Source organism: Mitsuaria sp. WAJ17 (genome assembly GCF_014174515.1).
Classification (GTDB): domain Bacteria; phylum Pseudomonadota; class Gammaproteobacteria; order Burkholderiales; family Burkholderiaceae_C; genus Roseateles_B.
Map to the genome: position 1 here is coordinate 1 of NZ_JACJUG010000018.1, position 21,911 is coordinate 21,911.

A 21,911-nucleotide genomic window follows, 5' to 3' on the forward strand; every position below is an offset into this window, starting at 1 on the left:
GGCGGCTTGGCCGCGCCCGCCGCCGCGCCCAAGCCGCCGGCCGATCCGGCCGCGCCCAAGCCCTTCACCGACGTCATCAAGGACGCCAAGAGCCAGGACGGCCTGTTCCCCATCTGGCGCAAGGACGAGAAGGTCTGGATCGAGATCCCCAAGGCTCAGCTGAACAAGCCCTTCCTCTTCTCCGTCAACGTGTCCAATGCCGTGGGCGAACGCGGCCTGTACGCCAGCCAGATGGGCCGTGCGCACCTGGCCGAATGGCGCCGCGTGGGCAACCAGTTGCAGCTGGTGGCCCTGAACACCAAGTTCCGCGCCGACGGCGGCAACCGCCTGGCCTCGGAGCAGGCCTTCTCGCCCAGCCTGCTGGCGGCCTCGCCTGTGGCCAGCGCCGAGCATGCCGAGCGCAAGTCCTTCCTCGTGGACGCCGGCCTGCTGCTGACCGACATCCCGGGCCTGTCCACCCGCCTGGAGTTCGCTTATCGCCTGCCCTACGCCCCGGATCGCGGCAACAGCTTCTTCGAGGCCACCCGCGCTGAGGCCGGCCTCAGCACGCTGACCGCCCGCATGCACTTCGCGACGCCGCGCATCCCCGCGCCGCCGCTGACGCCTTCGCCCGTGCCGATGCCCAGCGCGCCGCAGGCCACGCCGGATCCACGCAGCCTGTTCATGAGCTTGGTCTATAGCTTCAAGGCCCTGCCTGATCAGCCCATGAAGGCGCGCCTGGCCGACCCGCGCCTGGGCCACTTCGCCGAGTCCTACACCGACCTCAGTGAGGACTACAAGCCCAACACCCGCGTCCACCACATCAAGCGCTGGCGCCTGGAGAAGGCGGACGCGAGTGCCGCCCTGTCCGAGCCAGTGCAGCCCATCACCTACTGGCTGGACAAGAACATCCCGCCCAAGTACCGCAAGGCCGTGGAGGAGGGCATCCTCGAATGGAACAAGGCCTTCGAGAAGATCGGCTTCAAGAACGCCATCGTTGCCAAGCAGCAGCCGGATGATGCCGACTGGGACAATATGGACGCCGGCCACGCCTCCATCCGCTGGTTCGTGGGCGCCGACGTGGGCTTTGCCATCGGCCCCAGCCACGCCGACCCGCGCACGGGCGAAATCCTGGACGCCGACATCGGCATGAGCGATATCTTTGCCCGCGGTTCGCGGCGCTTCCTGGTCGAGGATGTCAACCGCCCGCTGGCTCATGCCGCTCATGGCGATGATGCCGAGGCCTGCCGCTACGCGCAGGAGGCCGCCACCGAAATGGACTTCGCGCTGGACGTGCTGGAAGCCCGTGGCGAGCTCCTGCCCGACAGTCCGGAGACCGACGCCTTCGTCCATGCTGTGATCCGGGACGTGATCATGCACGAGGTGGGCCACACCCTGGGCCTGAAGCACAACTTCAAGGCCTCCACGACGGTCACGCAGACGCAGCTGCTGGACAAGGCCTGGACCGAGGCCCACGGCATCTCCGGCTCGGTGATGGACTACAACGCCTACAACCTCTCGCTCAAGGGCGAGCCGCGCGGCGCGCTGACCAACACCACCCTGGGCGCCTACGACTACTGGGCCATCGAGTACGCCTACAAGCCCGTGGCTGCCGAGGCCGAGGCGCAGGAGCTCGGCAAGATCGCCGCACGCAGCAGCGACCCGACCCTGGCCTATGCCGATGACGCCGACGCCGACCTCTTCGGCGGCATCGACCCCCTGGCCAACCGCTTCGACCTGGGCGCCGACCCGCTGGCCTACTACAAGCGCCGCCTGAAGCTCTCGCAGGAGTTGTGGACCCGTGTGCAGGAGCGCCAGCCCAAGGTCGGCGAGGACCCGCTGCGCCAGCGCCGCGTGCTGCTGGCTGGTTTCAGCCAACTGGCCCGCGCTTCCGAGCTGGTGGGCAAGTACGTGGGTGGCATGTACATGCAACGCGAGGTGCCGGGCGCCTCGATGCAGCCGGCCTTCAAGCCCGTCGAGCCCGCCCGCCAGCGTGAGGCCCTGGACTTCCTGGCCAAGGGCCTGTTCAGCGCCGACAGCTTCCGCTTCAAGCCCGAGTTCCTCAGCACGCTGACGGTGGACTACAACGAGTGGGAGCGTGCCGGCCCGGTGGACATCCCCGGCGCGGTGGCCCGCATCCAGAACGTGGCCCTGGATCGCCTCTACAGCGCCGGCACCGCCCAGCGCCTGATGGACCTGCCGGGCTTCGTGCTGGCCAAGGACCGCAAGGGTCTGATCTCGCTGAGCGAGGTCTATGCCAGTACGCAGGCGGCGGTGTGGAGCGAGCTCAAGACGGGTGGCGAGATCGACCGGCTGCGCCGCAACCTGCAGCGCGAGCACCTGCGCCGTCTGCAGGCCATCCTGACCCGTGGCGGTGCCCCGGGCGTGATGGCGGATGCCTACGCGCTGGTGCGCCTGCATGCCAACCAGCTGCAGTCTGACCTGCGCGCAGCCGTGGCCCGTGGCGGGCAGTCGGTCGAGACCCGCGCCCATCTGGCGGAGTCGCTCGACTTGCTGTCCAACCTCCTCAAGGCCAGCATGCAGCGCAGCTGATCACTGCCTTCGCCGCAGAATGCCGGTCCGCGCGACAAGCCCGGACCGGCTTTTTCCATGTGAGGCGAGCGCTCGGTCTACGCATGGAAGGCAGCTTGCGCTGCATCACCGCTTCCACTCCTTCTCCATTCGCCGCCGGGCACGGGCGCCGCTTCACGATCCCTCCCTTTGCCCCCACGCAGCCTCCCCTCCCGCCCCGCTCCTAGAATCAGGCACCTTTTGCGATGACGCCTCCACGACCCTGGGGCGTGCCGAACGATTCATGAGTGCTGCAGCTTCCCAACTTCCCGTGGTCATCGTGGGGGCCGGCCTGGCCGGCCTGACCGTGGCCCTGCACCTGGCGGACCAGGTCCCCGTGACCGTGCTGGCCAAGCGCGAGCTGGGCGAGGCCGCCACGGCCTGGGCCCAGGGCGGCATTGTGGGCGTGCTGGGCAGCGATGACAGCATCGACAGCCATGTGCGCGACACTCAGGACGCCGGCGCCGGCCTGGTCGATGAGGCCACCGCCCGCTTCATCGCCGAGCGCAGTGCCGAGGCCGTGGAGTGGTTGGTGCGCCAGGGCGTGCCTTTCACGCCCGAGGCCGGCGGCCCGCTGGGCCTGCACCTCACCCGCGAGGGAGGCCACGCCGTGCGCCGCATCGCCCATGCCGCCGATGCCACCGGCAAGGCCATCCACGAGCAACTGCTGGCGGCCGCCCAGGCCCATCCCAACATTCAGCTGCGCGAGCGCTGGATGGCCCTGGACATCATCACCTCCCGCCATGTGCAGCGCGACGAGGAACCGCGCTGCTACGGCCTCTACGCCCTGGACATCGACAGCAGCCGCGTCGAGACCCTGCCCGCCCGCGCCGTGGTGATGGCCACCGGCGGCGCCGGCAAGGTCTACCGCTACACCACCAACCCCGACACCTCCACCGGCGACGGCATCGCCATGGCCTGGCGCGCGGGCTGCCGGGTCGCGAACATGGAGTTCATCCAGTTCCACCCCACCTGCCTCTACCACCCCGAGGAGCGCAGCTTCCTGATCACCGAGGCCCTGCGCGGCGAGGGCGGCTACCTGACCCTGCCCGACGGCACCCGCTTCATGGCCTCGCACGACGACCGCATGGAGCTGGCCCCGCGCGACATCGTCGCCCGCGCCATCGACTTCGAGATGAAGAAGCACGGCCTGGACCACGTCTGGCTGGACGCCCGCCACCTGGGCGAAGACTTCCTCAGGAGCCACTTCCCCACCATCCACGCGCGTTGCCTGAAGCTGGGCATCGACATCGCTCGCCAGCCCATCCCCGTGGTGCCCGCCGTGCACTTCACCTGCGGCGGCGTGGTGTCGGACCTGCAGGGCCGCAGCGACCTGCCCGGGCTCTACGCCGTGGGCGAGACCGCCTACACCGGGCTGCACGGCGCCAACCGGCTGGCCAGCAATTCGCTGCTGGAATGCGTGGTGCTGGGCCGCACCTGCGCCGAGGACATCCAGGCCCAGCCAACGCTGGCCCCCGCGCCCCTGCCGGCCTGGGACGAAAGCCAGGTCGAGGACGCGGACGAGCAGGTCGTCATCGCCCACAACTGGGACGAGCTGCGCCTGCTGATGTGGAACTACGTGGGCATCGTGCGCACCACCAAGCGCCTGGAGCGGGCGCTGCACCGCATCGCCCTGCTGCGCAGCGAGATCGACGACTACTACGCCAACTTCCGCGTCACCCGGGATCTGCTGGAGCTGCGCAACCTCGTCGATTGCGCCGAGCTGATCGTGCGCTCCGCCCTGCTGCGCCACGAGAGCCGCGGCCTGCATTTCAGCCGCGACTACCCGCGGACCCTGCCGGTGAGCTTCCCCACGGTGCTGATCGCCGAGCGCGGACGGCGCTGAGCGCCTCAGGCCTCGGCCCGGCCGCAGCGCGGCTCAGCCGCCCTGCTTGGTGCGCAGGGCCAGTCGAGCCTGCACGAAGTTGAAGGCATAGGACACGGCCTCGGCGATGGCCGCGTCGGTTTCCAGGCGCTCAGACTCCGTCAGGTAGAAGCTGAAGTCCACGGCGTGGCGGATGTAGCGGGGAGGCAGGCGGTTCAGGGCCACGCAGGCCACGTCGCAAAGCAGGTCGTCATCCCGGCTCAGCGAGGGGTACTTGGACGCGCTGGCGATGACGGCGGCGAACACTTCGCGCTCATGGTGGTTGTACAGCGAGGTGAAATCGACGGAGGACATGGAGAGGCCCTTCTATGGTGTGGACGCTGCGGCCCGGCATGGGCAGAGGCAGCGGGACAGCATAGGCGCTTTATAGCCTCCGCGGCCGCCAAAAAGAAAGCCCCCGCGGACGCAAATCGCGTTTCCCGGAGGCCTTGGGGCCAGATCTTGCCTGTGCCCTTTATCAGGCGGCGCCGATGCCGGGCACCAGGCCAGGCGCCGGCCCAGGGGTCTGGCGCGCCTTCAGCTGCGCGGTGAAGTCCAGCATGCGGGTGATGCAGGTTTGGGCCTTCTGGCGGACGGCTTCATCCACGCCGATCTCGCCCGTGCCCTGCTCCAGGCAGTCGATCACGCCCTGCAGGCCGTTCATGGCCATCCAGGGGCAGTGGGCGCAGCTCTTGCAGGTGGCGCTGTTGCCGGCGGTGGGGGCCTCGATGAGGGTCTTGCCGGGGGCCAGCTGGCGCATGCGGTGCAGGATGCCGTTGTCGGTGGCGACGATGTACTCCTTGGCCTTGCCCTCGACCACGGCCTTGATCAGCGCCGAGGTGGAGCCCACCACATGCGCCTTCTCGACCACGCTCTTGGGCGACTCGGGGTGGACCAGGATCATGGCGTCGGGGTGCTGCTCGCGCAGCAGGTCCAGCTCCAGGCCCTTGAACTCGTCGTGCACGATGCAGGCACCGTTCCACATGAGCATGTCGGCCCCGGTCTGCTCCTGGATGTAGCGGCCCAGGTGGCGGTCCGGCGCCCAGAGGATCTTTTCCCCGCGGGCCTTGAGCTCGCTGACGATCTCCAGTGCGCAGGAGCTGGTGACCATCCAGTCGGCACGGGCCTTCACCGCGGCGCTGGTGTTGGCATAGACGACGACGGTGCGATCCGGATGGGCGTCGCAGAAGGCGCTGAACTCGTCGGCGGGGCAGCCCAGGTCCAGGGAGCAGGTGGCGTCCAGGTCGGGCATCAGCACGCGCTTTTCGGGGCTGAGGATCTTGGCGCTCTCGCCCATGAAACGCACGCCGGCCACGACGAGCGTCCGGGCGGCGTGGTCGCGGCCGAATCGGGCCATCTCCAGCGAATCCGCCACGCAGCCGCCGGTCTCCAGGGCCAGGTCCTGGAGGTCGCCATCGACGTAGTAGTGGGCCACCAGCACGGCGCCTTTTGCCTTGAGCAGGGCTGCCGCACGGGCCTTGAGTTCGGCGCGCTGGCCGGGGTTCAGCGGCGCGGGCACCTTGGCCCAAGCGTGCGCCGTGCAGCTCTCGCCGGCGGCGTCCTGGCGCGTGTAGTCAAACAGCTGTTGTTCCATGCGAGGATTTTAGGTGTCGGTGCGGCGCCCTTGCCGCGGCAGGGCCACTGCTGCGCATGCGGCGCCTGGCGGGGGGCATCAGGCTCTATCAAAGAAGCGGCTCGGGGGCATACCCACGGCGCGTGTGACCATGGCGGAGAAGGCGCTGGCGCTGGCGTAGCCCAGCTCCGCGGCAATCAAGTTCATGGGCTTCTTCTGCGCCGCCAGCTGCAGGGCATGGGCCAGTTGCAGCTGCTGGCGCCATTGGCTGAAGCTGGTGCCCAGCTCCTCGCGGAACAGGCGCGAGAGCGTGCGCGCGCTGGCGCCGCACTCGGTGGCCCAGCCTTCGATGTCGGGGTGGCGGGCGGGCTCGGCCATCATGGTCTCGCAGAGGTGGCGCAGGCGCTTGTCATGGGGCAGGCTCAGGCCCAGGTGCAGGCTGCGGGCCCGGCGCAGCTCGTCGATCAGCAACTGACACAGGGCCTGCTCGCGGGCCTGGTCCAGGGGATGGGGGGCGTTGTGGCTGGCGAGGCTGTCGGGCTCCGTGGCCAGGGCTTGCAGCAGCTCGCGCATCAGCGGCGTCACCTCCAGCACCCGGCACTGCGCCCAGGCCTGCGGCCCGCCGGCCAGGCCCAACTGGGCCACGGCGGATTCATGCACGTAAAGCGCCCTCATGTCCGCCCGCTCCACCGCGCTGACGGCATGCACCGTGTGCGGCGGGATCCACACGGCCCGCGAGGGCGGCACCAGGTAGCTGAGGCTGCGCTCCTGTCCTTCGGCCTGCACCCGCACCGCGCCCACCATGGAGAACGCCAGCTGTGCCCACTCGTGCTGGTGGGGCTGGATGTCCATCTGGTGCTCCATCCAGCGTGCCTTGGCCCGCAGCGGGCGTTCTAGGCTGGGCTTGAAGCGCATGGGATCCATCGGTGGCACGCTGCGGCGCTTGCTGGGAGATTTGACCGTGCTCATGCGACTGGTGTGGCTGAAATTCGACAGAATCTGGCAGGCTATCGTAACTGCGCCGACTCGGCCCTGCCTACATTGAGGGCATGAATTCCGCAGTCCTCACCCCGTCCTCGCCCGACAACGCCCGCCGCGACCTCGGCACCATCAGCTTGATCGGCCTGGCCCACGGCACCAGCCACTTCTTCCACATGCTGCTGCCGCCGTTGTTCCCGGTCTTCATCCGGGAGTTCGGCCTGAGCTATTCGGAGCTGGGCCTGCTGGTCACCACCTTCTTCGTGATCTCGGGCATCGGCCAGGCCCTGGCCGGCTTTCTGGTGGACCGCACCGGCGCGCGGCCGGTGCTGTTCGCTGCCCTGAGCTGCTTCGTGCTGGCCTCCATCGCCGCGGGCACGGCGCACGGTTTTGCGGGGTTGATGCTGGCGGCCGCCCTGGCCGGCCTGGGCAACTCGCCCTTCCATCCGGTGGACTTCACCATCCTCAACAAGCGTGTGTCGCCGGCACGCCTGGGGCATGCCTTCTCTGTGCACGGCATCTCGGGCAACCTGGGATGGGCGAGCGCGCCGGTCTTCTTGATCGGCCTTTCGGAGCTCAGCGGGCAGTGGCGACTGGCCTACCTGGGCACCGCGCTGCTGGCGCTTGCCGTGATGGCCCTGCTGCTGTGGCAGCGCGAGGCCATCGACGACAGCCAGGGCAGCTGGGCCCACGAGAAGCCCGGCCATGCCGCGGCGGCCGTCAAGGAGGAGCATCCGCTGGCCTTCCTGCGCTTGCCCTCGGTATGGCTGTGCTTCTCCTTCTTCTTCTTCACCACGGCCGCGCTGACGGCCATCCAGAGCTTTGCCAGCCCGGCCCTGGCGACGATGTACGGCATCCCCGTGCGCTCCACGGCCTTTGTGGTGACGGGCTATATGCTGGCCGGCGCTGCGGGCATGGTGCTGGGTGGCTTCGTGGTGGCGCGTGGCGCGCAGCTGGAGCGAACCATCGCACTGGCCATGGCCAGCGCCGCGGCGGCCCTGTGTCTGACGGCCACCGGCTGGTTGTCGGTCGGTCCGGCCCTGGTGGTGGCCTCTCTGGCCGGTTTCGGCACCGGGCTGGCCGGGCCTTCGCGGGACATGCTGATCAAGCGCGCCGCCCCGCCCGGGGCCACTGGTCGCGTCTATGGCACGGTGTACTCGGGCCTGGACATCGGCTTCGCGCTCGCGGCCCCCGTCTTCGGCGCGCTGATGGACCATGGCCAGGCCCACGGCATCTTCTACGGTGCGGCCCTCGCCCTGCTGATGGGCATTGGCGCGGCCTCGCTGGTGGGCGTGGCTCGCCGCAGAGGCACCGCCTGAGGCGCCCAGGGCGCTAGGGAAAGCCCCGAAGAGGGCCTTGCAACAGCGCAAGGCCCGCCCCCCGGCCGGACGCTACAGTCGCTGGATGACGACGCAAGCACCCACCCAAGCTGTATCGCGCCTTGCCGGCCACGCGCTGGTCGAGGCCTTGATTGAACAAGGCGTGAGCGACGCCTTTGGCGTCCCCGGCGAGAGCTACCTGGCCGTGCTGGACGGTTTCCACGAGCACCGCGAGCGCATCCGCTTCATCGCCTGCCGCCAGGAGGGCGGGGCGGCCTTCATGGCCGAGGCCCAGGGCAAGCTCAGCGGGCAGCCGGGCATCTGCTTCGTGACCCGCGGCCCGGGCGCCACCAATGCCAGCATCGGCCTGCACACGGCCTTCCAGGATTCGACGCCGATGATCCTCTTCATCGGCCAGGTCGCCAGCGACCAGCGCGACCGCGAGGCCTTCCAGGAGGTGGACTACCGCCAGATGTTCGGCCCTGGCACGCTGGGCATGGCCAAGTGGGTGGGCGAGGTGCATGACGCCGAGCGGCTGCCCGAATACGTGGCCCGTGCCTTCCACACCGCGCTGCAGGGCCGGCCCGGCCCCGTGGTGCTCGTGCTGCCCGAGGACATGCTGACGAAGACGATCAGCGCCCCGGTCCTGCCCCGCGTTCGCGTGGCCGAAGCTGCACCCAGCCCTGCGGCCCTGGTCGAGCTGCGCGAGCGCCTGGCCGCCGCGAAGCGCCCCTTCGTGATCGCCGGCGGTGGCGGCTGGACGCCCGACAGCGTCGCCGCCCTGCAGCGCTTCGCCGAAAGCTGGCAGCTGCCCGTGGGCTGCGCCTTCCGCTTCCAGGACCTCTTCGACAACGCCCATCCGCTGTATGCCGGTGACGTGGGCATCGGCATCAATCCCAAGCTGGCGCAACGGGTGAAGGACGCGGACCTCATCCTCGCCATCGGCCCGCGTCTGGGCGAGATGACCACCGGCGGCTACACCTTGCTGCAGGCGCCGCTGCCGGACCAGGACCTCATTCACATCCATGCCGGCGCCGAGGAGCTGGGCCGCGTCTATGCGGCCGAGCTGATGATCAACGCCAGCATGCGCTGCGCCGCGCCGGCTTTGGCCGCGCTGGCGCCACCCGCGAGCTGCGCCTGGGCCGAATGGACGCAGTCCGCGCACGCCGACTACGAGGCCAACCTTGTTGCACAGCCCGTGGCGCCGCTGGACATGGCCCAGGTCGTCAAGAGCCTCTCCAGGCTGCTGCCCGAGGGCACGGTCTTCACCAACGGCGCCGGCAACTACAGCGGCTGGCTGCATCGATTCCATCGCTACAGCGGCCTGCATCAGCACGGCCGCACGCAGCTGGCCCCGACCAGCGGTGCCATGGGCTACGGCCTGCCGGCGGCGGTGGCAGCCTCGCTGCTGCAGTCGCGCTGGGTGGTCAATATCGCGGGGGACGGCGACTTCCTCATGAACGGCCAGGAGCTGGCCACGGCCACCGGCTACGGTGCCCGCAAGCTGCTGTGCGTGGTGGTTGACAACGGTACCTACGGCACGATCCGCATGCACCAGGAGCGCGAGTACCCGGGCCGCGTCTCGGGCAGCGACCTCTACAACCCCGACTTTGCCGCGCTGGCCCAGGCCTATGGCTGGGCCTCGCACCGCATCGAGAGCACCGAGGACTTTGAGCCCGCCCTGCGCGCCGCCATCGCCGAGGAGCGACCCACGCTGTTCCACCTGCGCCTCTCCAGCGACGTCTCGACCAGCCGCAGCACGCTCAGCGCCATCCGCGAGGCCGCGCGCCAGCGGCTGGGCCAGTCCTGAGGGCTGCGGGCCGGCGTCTGGGACAATGCGCTCATGAACGATATCGAATTCCAACTGCGCGGCGAGTACATCGAGCTGGACAAGCTGCTCAAGGCCACCGGTCTGGCCCAGAGCGGTGGGCAGGCCCGCATGATGATCACCGAGGGCCAGGTCACGGTCGATGGCCAGCCCGAGAGCCGCAAGACCGCCAAGATGCGGGCCGGCCAGCGCATCAGCGTGCAGGGCCAGCACATCCGCGTCGTCGCCTGAAACCCGATCCGGGGAGCCTCGCATGGACTTCAGCACCTGCGATATCTGCGACCGTTTCAAGAGTGATGCCAGCGGCGCCTTGCGCGTGCTGCCTGGCGGCCGCTACCTGAGCTATGGCGGGCGCGAGCGCTTCGCCGGCCCCATCCGCACGGTGCGTTGCCTGGATGACAACAGCGCGGTCAAGGCCGCGGTGGAGTCTCCCGGCGAGGGCCGCGTGCTGGTGGTCGATGGCGGCGCCTCCATGCAACGCGCCCTGCTGGGCGGCAATCTCGCTGCTGCGGCCGCACGCAATGGCTGGGCCGGTCTGCTGATCCACGGCTGCGTGCGCGACCGCGCCGAACTGCGCGCGGCCGACGTGGGCATCCTCGCGCTGGGCCATGTGCCTCTGCCCACGGACCGCCAGGGCCAGGGCTCGGTGGATGTCCCCTTGCAGCTGCACGGACTGCTGCTGCGGCCCGGCGAATGGCTCTATGCCGACGAGGACGGCTGCCTGATCCTGCCGCAGCGCCTGGACTGAGGCCGGGCGCGATTCAGGCGAGGCTGCGCAAGCAGGCCATCAGGGCTTGAGCGAGCGCCCCTGGCTTGGCCCAGGCGCCGACCCTGGCCGGCCCTGGCCACGGCGCGGTCGCCCGGGTTCGGCTCCAGGTCACGCCGCCGCTCTTGTCCAGCTTGATCGCTGTGACCGGCAGGCGCGGGAGGTCGCCGAGGCTGGCGTAGCCGGTGTCGAAGTCGCCCACCGAGCGGCAGCCCCCATGGCGTCCAGGGGCTGCGGCGGCTGCATCACATGCGCGGCCACATCGTTCCGTGCGGAGCGCGGGGGTGAGACATGGGCCGAGAGCTGTCGACAGGGCCGCCACGGTCGCCCCGGCGGACGCTGGGTCGCCCGGCCGGGGGAGGGGCGGTGTCACGCAGGCCGGTACCCAGGCGCCGTGCCGTTTCCCGCCGTACCTCGTCGCCCGCGGCATGGCCGAGCCCAAGATTGACGGTTCTGAAGCGACCCTGGTCCAGCAGCTGGCGCAGGGGGCAGAGACGGAGCGATCGCTGCAGGGCCTGCCGGACGCGGCCGTCCTGCAGGACGATGGGCATGGGCCCGCAGGTGGCCTGGTCGAGGGGCTGCACCTGAAGGAGGGCGGGCAGGGGCGGCGCCCGGACTGGAGCAGGGCAGGAGCGCCTGGTCTTGCGCTCCGGGAGTCGCTCAGGCCACGGCTTCCGTCACCAGCAGCCCTGCGCTGGTGAAGAACTGGCCGGCGCCCAGGTGGTGCAGGGCGCGGCGCTGCACCTCGGACTGGTCCACCCAGCGGCCGTTGACGAAGGCCCAGTCCTCGGCCCAGGCAGACACCACCTCCGCCAGGAAGAGGTCGTAGCGGTGCTCGACATAGGGCTCGGGGTAGACCACGCACTCCAGCCAGGCCAGGCAACCCTCGATCAGCGGGGCGTCCACCTTCTGCCCGGGCTGGGCCTGGATGCCGAAGCGCTTGAACTTGTCGATCTCACGGCCGCTGACATGGCCCACGTCGGCCGTCAGCTGGACCTGAGCGGCGCAGGGCACGGCCAGCACGAATTCACCGGAGGCATCGACCAGCTCACGGGTGTAGGTGGCCTTGTCGATGACCACGGCGACCTTGGGCGGACTGAAATCCAGGGGCATGTTCCAGGCCGCCGCCATGACATCACGGCGGCCCTCATGCTGGCTGCTGACCAGAACGGTGGGGCCGTGGTTGAGCAATCGACTGACTTGGCGGAGATCAACAGGAACGCGCATGGAAGAAAAGAGGGCAGGCGGTACAGCTCAGGCCTGCGTCAGGCCAAGCAGCGATTGTGCGCAGCCCCACTTCTGGCGTCAGGATCGAATGGCAAGAGGATGTAGCAAGGTGTTGCAAAAGGGATCGGGATTTGCCCGGGGTCAAGCCCCTGTTTGGGGGTTGCTGCCAGGCGTGTGTTGAACCGGAGTCAGTTTGGGCGCAGATCGCACGGGCCAGGGCGGCGCTGCGCCCCGCGGAGGGCGCCCGTTCAGGGAATGCGGCGGGCGCCGTCGCCGCCCAGCGCTGCAGCCCAGAGCCCCTTGCGCAAGCGTTCCTTGAGCTGGCGGCGCTGCTCGGCCAGCGTCTCGCAGTCCTGGTTGTCACGGTTGGAGGGGTATTCCAGTTCCATCAAGTGCTGGCCGTCGGCGGCGCTCAGGCCCTTGACGAGGGCCAGGCGCTCCGACCAGGGCGATTGCTCCGTCACGCCAGCCAGGCTGGCCATGCCCACGGCCAACTTGTACTCGATCACGCCTGCGGAGGGGCTGCGCCAGAGGAGGTCGGCGGCATGCAGACAGGCGGCCCTGCGCGCCGGCAGGGTCTCGCCGGTCTCGACGCAGGCCCGGCCCAGCGCCAGCGCACTCGAGCTGGCGGGCCACAGAGTACCCAGGCGCGTGAGCACGGCCAGCCCCTGCTGGAGTCCCAGGCCCGGTGCTTCCTGGTCCAGCAGGGGGAGCAGCAGGGCCTGGAAGTCCTCCAGGTAGCTGTTGGCAAATCGCGTGCGTGCGAGGGCGTCCCAGTCGAGGTCGGTGGCGTTCTGCCCGTTGCCGCGGGTGGGCAGCCAAGCCAGGAGGTTGCCGGCGTCCAGGGTCCTCCAATCCGTCATGGGCAGGGCGCTGCAATGGGCGTCGCCCAGGCAATCGGACCGGGCGAGCTGCCAGGTCATGAAGACCATCGGGTCACGGCTGCTCTGGGCCAGGCTGAGCAGGTGTAGGGACGCGGCCCGGGCCTCGTCAGGCGCGCTCATCGAGAGCTGCAGGTAATCGGCGGCGGCCTGGCTGCGCATGTCGCCGCGCTGGCGCAGTTGTTCGATCCAGCGCTTCTTCAGGCGGAACTCAACGGCCAGCATGGCCTGTGCGTCGGGCTCCTTGAGTGCGGCCTGCGTTCGCGCATGCAGGGCCTCAGGGTCCAGGCTCAAGCCGTCCTTGCTGAGTGGATAGACCCGATACAGTGCCTGCCGGGTCTGCTGGTGAGCCTTGAGGCCGTGGGTGCACCACTGCTGCTCGATCCGGGCCAATTGCTCGGGGCTCAGCGCGCCTGGGTCGCGGGGCAAGGGGAGCGCGTCGGCAGGACGGAAGGCTGCCGGCTGCTGCGCCTGCGGGGGCGAGGCGGCCGGCAGGCCAGGTGTGTCGCCCTGCGCGGGCCGGGGCAGGGAAGCGGCGCGGGCAGCCGGGTCGGCGGCGGCCCTCAGCGCCGGCCCGGCAGGCGGCGGCGCGTGGCCACGACGGTCTTCGTCCTCACAGGGCCATAGCCACCACAGGGTGCCCGCAACGCTCAGGGCTAGACCCATGGCTGGCCAGCGCAGCAGCGGTCGTCGTCCTGGCCTGGTCGTGTCCTTCATGCACGCATGCTATCGCCCTAAGGGAGTGGCATGAAATCGCCCGCAGGAGGGGGGCGGCGCAGGCCAGGCTCGCCTGCCGACGGCGGCCAGGAACCCTCAGCCCAGCACGTTCAGCAGCTGGTCCAGCCCGCCTTCATTGATCGCCACCATGGCCTGCTCGCGCACACGGGGCTTGGCGTGGTAGGCCACGGAGAGGCCGGCCGCGCCCATCATGGGCAGGTCGTTGGCGCCGTCGCCCACGGCCATGCACTGCTCGGGCGTGGCGCCGATCTCGGCGGCGCATTGCAGCAGCATGCGTTTCTTCTCCTCGCCGTCGCAGATCTCGCCCCAGGCCTGCATCAGCAGGCCTCCGCTGAGCTGGCCGTCGATGATCTCCAGCTCGTTGCTGCGCACGAAGTCCATGCCCAGCTCGGCCGCGACATGGCGGGTGAAATAGGTGAAGCCCCCGGAGACCAGCAGCAGCTTCACCCCGGCCGCCTTCAGCGCCGCGCACAGCTCGCGGGCGCCCGGATTGAACTGCAGCCGCGTGGTCAGCACCTGCTCCAGCGCGCTTACCGGCACGCCCTTGAGCAGGGCCAGCCGGCGGCGCAGGCTGTCCTTGAAGTCGGTGATCTCGCCCCGCATGGCCGCCTCGGTGATGGCTGCCACCTCGGCCTTCTTGCCGGCCGCAGCCGCGATCTCGTCGATGCACTCGATGTTGATCAGGGTCGAGTCCATGTCGAAGGCCGCCAGGCGGAAATCTGCCAGGCGCAACGGCGGCGTGAAGCCTTGGGTGATCAGGGAGTACGGGGTCGGGGCGGTCACGATGAAATTCCGTGGACAAGGTCTGTGGCGGCCCGCACCTTAGCATGGGCTCGGGGCGGTAGGCGTTCCGTCGGGTTTCATCCGCGTGCAGCCTGACGCAGACCGGGCCAGCGCGTGAGGAAGCCCTTCTCCTGCAGCCGCCTTGCGAACAGCTGTGCGTCCACGCCCGGGCTGGGGCGCAGCACGCCGGCCATCAGGTCCTCCACCCCATGGGGCGCGACGAGGTGCAGCCCGTCCTCGGCGTCCAGCCAGGCGCCCACGGCGGTCGCTGTCTCGGGCCAGGAAGCCAGCGCCGCCGCGAGATCGGCATGGGCCCGCATGCCTGGCCGGGCTCCGGGCCATCGATGCACGAAGGCCTGGTTGACGACTTCCCAAGGCAGGCGTGAAGTCTGCCGTAGCTGCCGGGTCAGCCGGGCGTCGTCATCGGCACCACCGCGCAGCGGGCTGTGGTGGGCGAGGTCGATGTCGGCCAGCTGCTCGGCGAGCAGCCGCCGTCCGTGCAGGCGTTCCCACACCACATTGCGCACCGCTCCGGCGCCGACACACCAGGTGCCCAGGCCCAGCGCGCGGGCGCTGCGCAGTGCCGTCATGAGCCAGCCGGAGTCCTGCAGCCAGGCCCGCAGGGTGTCCTCGGCCTGCATTTCTCCTCAGTCCTGCTTGAGCGGTGCGCCCAGCAGGCGAAGCACCTCGCGGATGGCCTGGGCGCGGTCCTTGGGGTCGCTCAGGGCCTTGTCGATGCGCAGCTTGTCATTGCCCACCAGCTTGATGTTGCGGTTCTTCTGCACCAGCTCGATCACGCGCATGGCGTCGATGGGCGGGTTGGGGCGGAAGTTGATGTTCATGACCGTGGGCGCCGCGTCGATCTTCATCACGCCATAGGGCTTGGCCAGCACGCGCAGGCGGTGGGTGTCGAACAAGGTCTGGCCCTGGGCGGGCAGCTTGCCGAAGCGGTCGGTGATCTCCTCCAGCATGGCGTCGATCTGCTCGGCCCTGTCTGCCGTGGCCAGGCGTTTGTAGAGCGAGAGGCGCACGTGCACGTCGCCGCAGTAGGCATCGGGCAGCAGGGCGGGGGCGTGCAGGTTGATCTCCGTGGTGGCGCCGAACACGCCGCCCAGGGGCGAGAGCAGGTCGGGCTCCTTGCCGGCCTTCAGCGATCGCACGGCCTCGGAGAGCATGTCGTTGTAGAGCTGGAAGCCCACCTCCATCATGTTGCCGCTCTGGTTCTCGCCCAGCACCTCGCCGCAGCCGCGGATCTCGAGGTCGTGCATGGCGAGGTAGAAGCCCGAGCCCAGCTCTTCCATCTGCTGGATGGCCTCCAGGCGCTGGGCGGCCTGCTTGGTGAGGCCTTCGATGTCCGGCACCATCAGGTAGGCATAGGCCTGGTGATGGGATCGACCCACGCGGCCGCGCAGCTGGTGCAGCTGGGCCAGGCCGAACTTGTCGGCCCGGCTGATGACGATGGTGTTGGCGCTGGGCACGTCGATGCCGGTCTCGATGATGGTCGAGCACAGCAGCACGTTGTGCTTGCCCGTCACGAACTCGCGCATCACCCGTTCCAGCTCGCGCTCGGGCATCTGGCCATGGGCCACGACGATGCGCGCCTCGGGCAGCAACTCCTCCAGCTTTTGGCGGCGGTTCTCGATGGTCTCGACCTCGTTGTGCAGGAAGTAGACCTGGCCGCCGCGCTTGAGCTCGCGCAGCACCGCCTCGCGGATGGTGCCGCTGTTCTCCGTGCGGACGAAGGTCTTGATGGCCAGGCGGCGCTGCGGCGCCGTGGCGATCACGCTGAGGTCGCGCAGGCCCTCCAGCGCCATGCCCAGCGTGCGCGGGATGGGCGTGGCGGTGAGCGTGAGCACGTCCACCTCGGCTCGCATGGCCTTCATCGCCTCCTTGTGGCGCACGCCGAAGCGGTGCTCCTCGTCGATGATCAGCAGGCCCAGGCGCTTGAACTGCACGTCCGGCGAGAGCAGCTTGTGGGTGCCGATGACGATGTCGATGCTGCCGTCCGCCAGCCCCTCCATCGCGGCCTTGATCTCCTTGGTCGAGCGGAAGCGGCTCATCTCGGCCACCTTCACCGGCCACTTGCCGAAGCGGTCCGCGATGTTCTGGTAGTGCTGTTCGGCCAGCAGGGTGGTGGGCGCCAGCAGGGCCACCTGCTTGCCGCCCATCACCGCGACGAAGGCGGCGCGCAGGGCCACCTCCGTCTTGCCGAAGCCCACGTCGCCGCAGACCAGGCGGTCCATGGGCTTGGGCGAAATCATGTCCTGGATCACCGCATGGATCGCGGCGCGCTGGTCGGGCGTCTCCTCGAAGCCGAAGGAGGCGGCGAAGGCCTCGTAGTCGTGGCCCGAGTAGCGGAAGGCATGGCCTTCGCGGGCGGCCCGGCGGGCGTAGAGGTTGAGCAGCTCGGCAGCGGTGTCACGCACCTGCTCGGCGGCCTTGCGCTTGGCCTTCTCCCATTGCGCGGAGCCCAGCTTGTGCAGCGGGGCCTCCTCGGCGGAGACGCCGGTGTAGCGGCTGATCAGGTGCAGCTGGGCCACGGGCACGTAGAGCGTGGCCTTGTCCGCGTATTCGAGGTGCAGGAACTCGGACGGGCCGTCACCGAGGTCGATGTTGATCAGCCCCTGGTAGCGCCCGATGCCGTGGTTCATGTGCACCACGGGGTCGCCGACCTTCAGCTCGGAGAGGTCCTTGATCAGTGCATTGACGTCGCTGACCAGCTCCTGCTTGCGCCGCCTGCGCGTGGTGGGCGTGGTGGCGAAGAGCTCGGTCTCGGTGAGGAACTGGATCGCGATGCCGTGGGGCGCCGCCTCCGGCTCGTGCCAGAAGAAGCCCGCAGCCAGCGGTGCGGCGGTGATGGCGAACTTCTCATCGGAGGCCTGGAACTCGGCCAGGCTGGTGACGGAGGGCGGATCGATCTTGTTGTCGCGCAGCAGCTCCAGCAGGCTTTCGCGCCGGCCCTCGCTCTCGGCCACGATCAGTACGCGGTGCGGCGTGGTCTTGAGATGCGAGGCCAGGCGGGCCAGGGGCTCCTGGGCGCCGCGCTCCACGCTGATGTCGGGCAGGGGGCGGGCGTAGTCCACGGCCTCCGCACCGCGGACACTGAACACGGCCCGCGTGCGGGTGGCGCCGAAGAAGTCCTCGACGCGCAGGAATATCTCCTCGGGCGGCAGCAGCGGCCGCTCGGGGTCGTGCTGCAGGAAGCGGTGGCGCTCGCGGGTGTCGGTCCAGAAGCGGTTGAGGGCCTCATCAACCTCGCCATGCAGGACCAGGGCGCCGTCTTCGGGCACGAAGTCGAAGAAGCTGGCGGTCTGCTCGAAGAAAAGCGGCAGGTAGTACTCGATGCCCGCGGTGGCCAGCCCGGTAGCCATGTCCTTGTAGAGCCGGGACTTGCTGGGGTCGCCGTCCATCTTCTCGCGCCAGCGGGCGCGGAAGGCCTGGCGTGCAGCCTCGTCCATGGGGAACTCGCGACCGGGCAGCAGGCGCACCTCGGGCACGGGGTAGAGGCTGCGCTGGCTGTCAGGGTCGAAGGTGCGGATGGAATCGACCTCGTCGCCGAACAGGTCCACCCGGTAGGGCACGGGCGAGCCCATGGGGAAGAGGTCGATCAGGCCGCCGCGCACCGCGAACTCGCCGGGCGAGACCACCTGCGAGACGTGGGCATAGCCGCCCAGCACCAATTGGGCCTTCAGCGCGGACTCGTCCAGGCGCTGCTTCTGCTTGAACTGGAAGGTGGTGGCTGCCAGGAAGGAGGGCGGGGCCAGGCGCGTCAGCGCGGTGCTGGCAGGCAGCAGGACCACATCGACATCACGCGCCTCGCGGGGCTTGTCTCGGGCCTGCAGCAGTCGCCACAGCGTGGCCAGGCGCTCGGAGATCAGGTCCTGGTGCGGGCTGAAGGTGTCATAGGGCAGGGTCTCCCAGTCCGGGAAGACGGCCACGCGCAGCTCCGGCGCGAAGAACTTGAGCTCGTCCTCCAGACGCTGGGTGTCGCCGGGCTCCGCCGTGACGATGGTGCACAGCCGGCCGGACTCTAGCTGCTGGCGGCAGAAGCGGGCCAGCAGCAGGGCGTCGGCCGAGCCCGGCGGGCGCGGCAGCGAGAACTTCTTTCCGGGAGCGATCAGGGGCAGTTGCATGGGGCTCTACAAACAGGAACAGCCCCTCGCGGGGGCTGGGCGGATTGTAGGGAGCAGGGCCGCCAAAACTGTCAGCAGGGGCGACGGGCGGCTTGCCGGCCATGGCCATGGAGCGGGGGCTGCAGGCCGGTGAACACGGGTGCCGACGGGATCGGCCCGCAGTCGGGCTAAAATAGCCAGTTGACCCGCAAAAAGCTGCTGTCAGCTGCCGTCAACATTCCCAATTTCACTGGAGCCACCATGGGCAACAAGATCGTCACCGAGGCCGACAAGCGCGCCGCCCCCCGTCCCGTCCCCGCCAACGGCGTGAGCTTCACGCACGGCCGCGGCAACTGCACCAGCCTGGAGCGTGGCACGCATACCCGCAGCAAGAAGAACCCCGGCAAGCGTACCCACAAGGGCGGCTGATCGGGCGGCTGATCGACCGGCGGTCTCAAGACTGCATGACGGCGCCTGCAAAGGCGCCGTTTCCGTTTCTGAGCCTGGCTTGCCTTCGCGGCCGGACTCGTTTCTCATCCCCACTGGGTTATCGCCACGCCCCTGAGGACCTCCATGATCCGCATCACCGAACTCCGCCTGCCGCTGAACCACGCCGAGGACGAGCTCCGTCCGGCCATCGTCCAGCGCCTGGGCCTGAAGGCCAGCCAGCTCAAGGCCTTCCATCTCTTCAAGCGCAGCCATGACGCACGCAAGAAGACGGCCATGATGCTGATTTACACCATCGACTGCGAGGTCGAGGACGAAGCCGCGGTGCTGGCCCGCTTCGAGGGCGACACCCACGTCAAGCCCACGCCGGACACGAGCTACCACTTCGTCGGCCATGCGCCGCTGGACTTCTACAACCGGGGCGACAAGCTGCGCCCCGTGGTGATCGGCTTTGGCCCCTGCGGTATCCTGGCCGCGCTGATCCTGGCCCAGATGGGCCTGCGCCCCATCGTGCTGGAGCGCGGCAAGCAGGTGCGCGAGCGCACCAAGGACACCTGGGACCTCTGGCGAAAGCAGAACCTGCATCCCGAGTCGAATGTTCAGTTCGGCGAGGGCGGCGCCGGTACCTTCTCGGACGGCAAGCTTTACAGCCAGATCTCCGACCCCCGCTTTCTCACCCGCAAGGTGCTCACCGAGTTCGTGAAGGCCGGCGCGCCGGAGGAGATCCTCTACGTCTCCAAGCCGCACATTGGCACCTTCCGCCTGGTGAGCATGGTGATCAAGATCCGCGCCGAGATCGAGGCCCTGGGCGGCGAGATCCGTTTCCAGCAGAAGGTCAGCGACCTGCTCATCGAGCCCGGGCAGGACGGTCAGCGGCATGTGCGCGGCGTGGTGCTGGAGAGCGGCGAGCAGATCCGCGCCGACCAGGTCATCCTGGCCCTGGGCCACAGCGCGCGCGACACCTTCCAGATGCTGCACGATCGCGGCGTCTACATGGAGGCCAAGCCCTTCTCCATCGGCTACCGCATCGAGCACCCGCAAAGCCTGATCGACAAGGCCCGCTTCGGCCCCAACGCAGGCAATGCCCTGCTGGGCGCGGCGGACTACAAGCTGGTGCACCATGCCAAGAACGGCCGCTCGGTCTACAGCTTCTGCATGTGCCCCGGCGGCACCGTGGTGGCCGCCACCTCCGAGCCCAACCGTGTGGTCACCAACGGCATGAGCCAGTATTCGCGCAATGAGCGCAATGCCAATGCCGGCATCGTCGTGGGCATCAGCCCGCAGGACTACCGCCAGGACGGCCTGAGCGAGGGCCCCGTCAATCCGCTCGATGGCATGGCCTTCCAGCGCATCTGGGAATCGCGGGCCTACGAGCTGGGCGGCGGTGGCTACATCGCCCCGGGCAGCCTGGTGGGCGACTTCATCAAGCGCCAGGTGAGCTCCGAGTTCGGCAGCGTGATGCCCTCCTACAAGCCCGGCGTGCACCTGACCGATCTGCAGGAGAAGGGCCGCGGCAGCCTGCCCGACTACTGCCTGGACGCCATCCGCGAGGCCCTGCCCGCCTTCGGCCGCCAGATCCACGGCTTCGACATGCAAGACGCCGTGCTGACCGGCGTCGAGACCCGCACCTCCAGCCCCCTGCGCGTCACGCGGGGCCGGGACTACCAGAGCCTCAATGTGCGCGGCCTTTATCCGGCGGGCGAGGGCGCGGGCTATGCCGGCGGCATCATGTCGGCCGGGGTGGATGGCATTGAGGTGGCAGAGGCGCTGGCCAAGGAGCTGCTGGGCGCCTGAGCCTTGGGGTCAGGTCTTGCCGGGGCGACACGCGCACCAGACCCCTGCCGGTCCGGCGGCCTGCGGTGCGGGCTGGCGACAATCGGGCCATGATTCGATCCCTCCTGTTCATCGCGGCGACCGCACTGGTCGCCTGCGCCTCGCCTGTGCGGGCACAGGCCGCCCAGCGCATCGCCCTCACCCTGGACGATGGCCCGCACCTCAGCGCCACGCCGCGGCTGAGCCCGCAGGCGCGCAACGAGGCCCTGCTGGCTGCGATCCGCAAGCACCAGGTCCAGGCCGCGCTCTTCGTGACTTGCGGCAACGGCGCCGACCGCCCCGAGGGCCTGGCCCTGGTCAAGGCCTGGTCGGACGCCGGCCAACTGCTGGGCAATCACACCATGACGCACCCGGACCTCAACAGCCCGCAGGTCAGCCTGGAGCAGTACCAGGACGAGATCCAGCGCTGCCAGCAGATCCTCGAAGGGCTGCCCGGCCTGCAGCGCTGGTTCCGCTTCACCTTTCTGCGCGAGGGCAAGCCCGAAGCCAAGCGCGACGGCATGCGCGCCTGGATGAAGGCGCAGGGCTGGCGCAATGCCTACGTGAGCCTGGACACCAGCGACTGGCGGCTCAACGAGTTCCTGGAGGCGCGGCTGAAGGCCGATCCGAAGGCCGAAGTGAGCGACATCCGCCAGGCCTACCTGGACCATCTCTGGCAGCGTGCACAGGCCTACCAGGCCCTGTCTCGGCGCCTGCAGGGGCGGGACATCGCCCAGGTCCTGCTGACCCATCACAACCTGCTCAATGCCCTGTTCCTGGACGACGTCATCGGCATGTTCAAGGCGAAGGGCTGGCAGTTCATCTCGCCGGCAGAGGCCTTCGAGGACCCGGTCTACCAGCTGCAACCCATCAGCCCCGTCGCGGGGCAGAGCCTGTTGCTGTCCATGGCGCGCTCCCTGGGCCTGGGGCGCTTCGAGGGCTGGGAACGGCTGGTGGATGATGGAGACCACGAGATCGAGCGCCTGGGCCCGCCTGCCGCGCCGCACTGAGTGTCCTGGCCGGCAGGTCTTGG

Annotated in this window: 17 protein-coding genes; 9 read left to right on the forward strand and 8 right to left on the reverse strand. The window is 69.3% G+C overall.

All coding sequences use genetic code 11. From position 1 onward, the window contains the following. Positions 1-2,532: zinc-dependent metalloprotease (locus H5407_RS15170; RefSeq protein WP_183105309.1), on the forward strand; the 2,532-nt coding region annotated here is incomplete at its 5' end. Between the two features lie 262 nt (positions 2,533-2,794). Beyond that, positions 2,795-4,396 carry an L-aspartate oxidase gene (gene nadB, locus H5407_RS15175; protein ID WP_183105310.1) on the forward strand — a complete coding sequence of 534 codons (1,602 nt, stop codon included), beginning with the start codon at positions 2,795-2,797 and terminating at the stop codon, positions 4,394-4,396. Positions 4,397-4,429: 33 nt separating this feature from the next. Here the strand turns inward: nadB and H5407_RS15180 are convergent, their stop codons facing one another. The 3 genes from H5407_RS15180 to H5407_RS15190 all read right to left on the reverse strand — a co-directional run bounded on the left by H5407_RS15180 (position 4,430) and on the right by H5407_RS15190 (position 6,956). Further along, complete coding sequence (locus tag H5407_RS15180) at positions 4,430-4,729, reverse strand: late competence development ComFB family protein (protein WP_183105311.1); 300 nt, start codon at positions 4,727-4,729, stop codon at positions 4,430-4,432. 163 nt (positions 4,730-4,892) lie between these two features. Continuing rightward, positions 4,893-6,008: a quinolinate synthase NadA gene (nadA, locus tag H5407_RS15185; protein ID WP_183105312.1), complete on the reverse strand. Its 1,116-nt coding sequence runs from the start codon at positions 6,006-6,008 to the stop codon at positions 4,893-4,895. 78 nt (positions 6,009-6,086) lie between these two features. After that, positions 6,087-6,956, reverse strand: a complete 870-nt coding sequence (locus tag H5407_RS15190) for a helix-turn-helix domain-containing protein (protein ID WP_183105313.1) — start codon at positions 6,954-6,956, stop codon at positions 6,087-6,089. Between the two features lie 80 nt (positions 6,957-7,036). Here H5407_RS15190 and H5407_RS15195 point away from each other — a divergent pair, with 80 nt between their 5' ends. The 4 genes from H5407_RS15195 (at position 7,037) to rraA (ending at position 10,860) form a co-directional block, all read left to right on the forward strand. Then, complete coding sequence (locus tag H5407_RS15195; protein ID WP_183105314.1) at positions 7,037-8,284, forward strand: MFS transporter; 1,248 nt, start codon at positions 7,037-7,039, stop codon at positions 8,282-8,284. Positions 8,285-8,369: 85 nt separating this feature from the next. Then, on the forward strand, positions 8,370-10,094 hold the full coding sequence (locus H5407_RS15200; RefSeq protein WP_183105315.1) for a thiamine pyrophosphate-binding protein: 1,725 nt from the start codon (positions 8,370-8,372) through the stop codon (positions 10,092-10,094). A 33-nt stretch (positions 10,095-10,127) separates the two neighbouring features. Continuing rightward, positions 10,128-10,343, forward strand: coding sequence for an RNA-binding S4 domain-containing protein (locus H5407_RS15205; protein ID WP_183105316.1), 216 nt, complete (start codon positions 10,128-10,130; stop codon positions 10,341-10,343). Between the two features lie 22 nt (positions 10,344-10,365). Beyond that, the gene (gene rraA / locus H5407_RS15210) at positions 10,366-10,860 is read left to right on the forward strand and encodes a ribonuclease E activity regulator RraA (RefSeq protein WP_183105317.1); all 495 of its coding nucleotides are present in this window, start codon (positions 10,366-10,368) and stop codon (positions 10,858-10,860) included. A 678-nt stretch (positions 10,861-11,538) separates the two neighbouring features. Here the strand turns inward: rraA and H5407_RS15215 are convergent. The 5 genes from H5407_RS15215 to mfd all read right to left on the reverse strand — a co-directional run bounded on the left by H5407_RS15215 (position 11,539) and on the right by mfd (position 18,640). Then, a complete protein-coding gene (locus H5407_RS15215) occupies positions 11,539-12,105 on the reverse strand; it encodes a flavin reductase family protein (RefSeq protein WP_183105318.1) in 567 nt (188 codons plus the stop codon). Positions 12,106-12,353: 248 nt separating this feature from the next. Next, positions 12,354-13,703: a hypothetical protein gene (locus tag H5407_RS15220; RefSeq protein ID WP_183105319.1), complete on the reverse strand. Its 1,350-nt coding sequence runs from the start codon at positions 13,701-13,703 to the stop codon at positions 12,354-12,356. A gap of 96 nt (positions 13,704-13,799) precedes the next feature. Further along, complete coding sequence (gene serB, locus H5407_RS15225; protein ID WP_183105320.1) at positions 13,800-14,507, reverse strand: phosphoserine phosphatase SerB; 708 nt, start codon at positions 14,505-14,507, stop codon at positions 13,800-13,802. Between the two features lie 77 nt (positions 14,508-14,584). Next, positions 14,585-15,148, reverse strand: a complete 564-nt coding sequence (locus H5407_RS15230; protein WP_183105321.1) for a nucleotidyltransferase family protein — start codon at positions 15,146-15,148, stop codon at positions 14,585-14,587. Between the two features lie 6 nt (positions 15,149-15,154). Continuing rightward, on the reverse strand, positions 15,155-18,640 hold the full coding sequence (gene mfd, locus H5407_RS15235) for a transcription-repair coupling factor (RefSeq protein WP_183105322.1): 3,486 nt from the start codon (positions 18,638-18,640) through the stop codon (positions 15,155-15,157). A 180-nt stretch (positions 18,641-18,820) separates the two neighbouring features. Here mfd and H5407_RS15240 point away from each other — a divergent pair, with 180 nt between their 5' ends. The 3 genes from H5407_RS15240 (at position 18,821) to H5407_RS15250 (ending at position 21,888) form a co-directional block, all read left to right on the forward strand. Continuing rightward, positions 18,821-19,048 carry a hypothetical protein gene (locus tag H5407_RS15240; RefSeq protein ID WP_183105397.1) on the forward strand — a complete coding sequence of 76 codons (228 nt, stop codon included), beginning with the start codon at positions 18,821-18,823 and terminating at the stop codon, positions 19,046-19,048. A gap of 144 nt (positions 19,049-19,192) precedes the next feature. Further along, positions 19,193-20,860: an NAD(P)/FAD-dependent oxidoreductase gene (locus H5407_RS15245; RefSeq protein ID WP_183105323.1), complete on the forward strand. Its 1,668-nt coding sequence runs from the start codon at positions 19,193-19,195 to the stop codon at positions 20,858-20,860. 89 nt (positions 20,861-20,949) lie between these two features. Beyond that, positions 20,950-21,888, forward strand: coding sequence for a polysaccharide deacetylase family protein (locus H5407_RS15250; RefSeq protein ID WP_183105324.1), 939 nt, complete (start codon positions 20,950-20,952; stop codon positions 21,886-21,888). Positions 21,889-21,911: the final 23 nt, after the last annotated feature.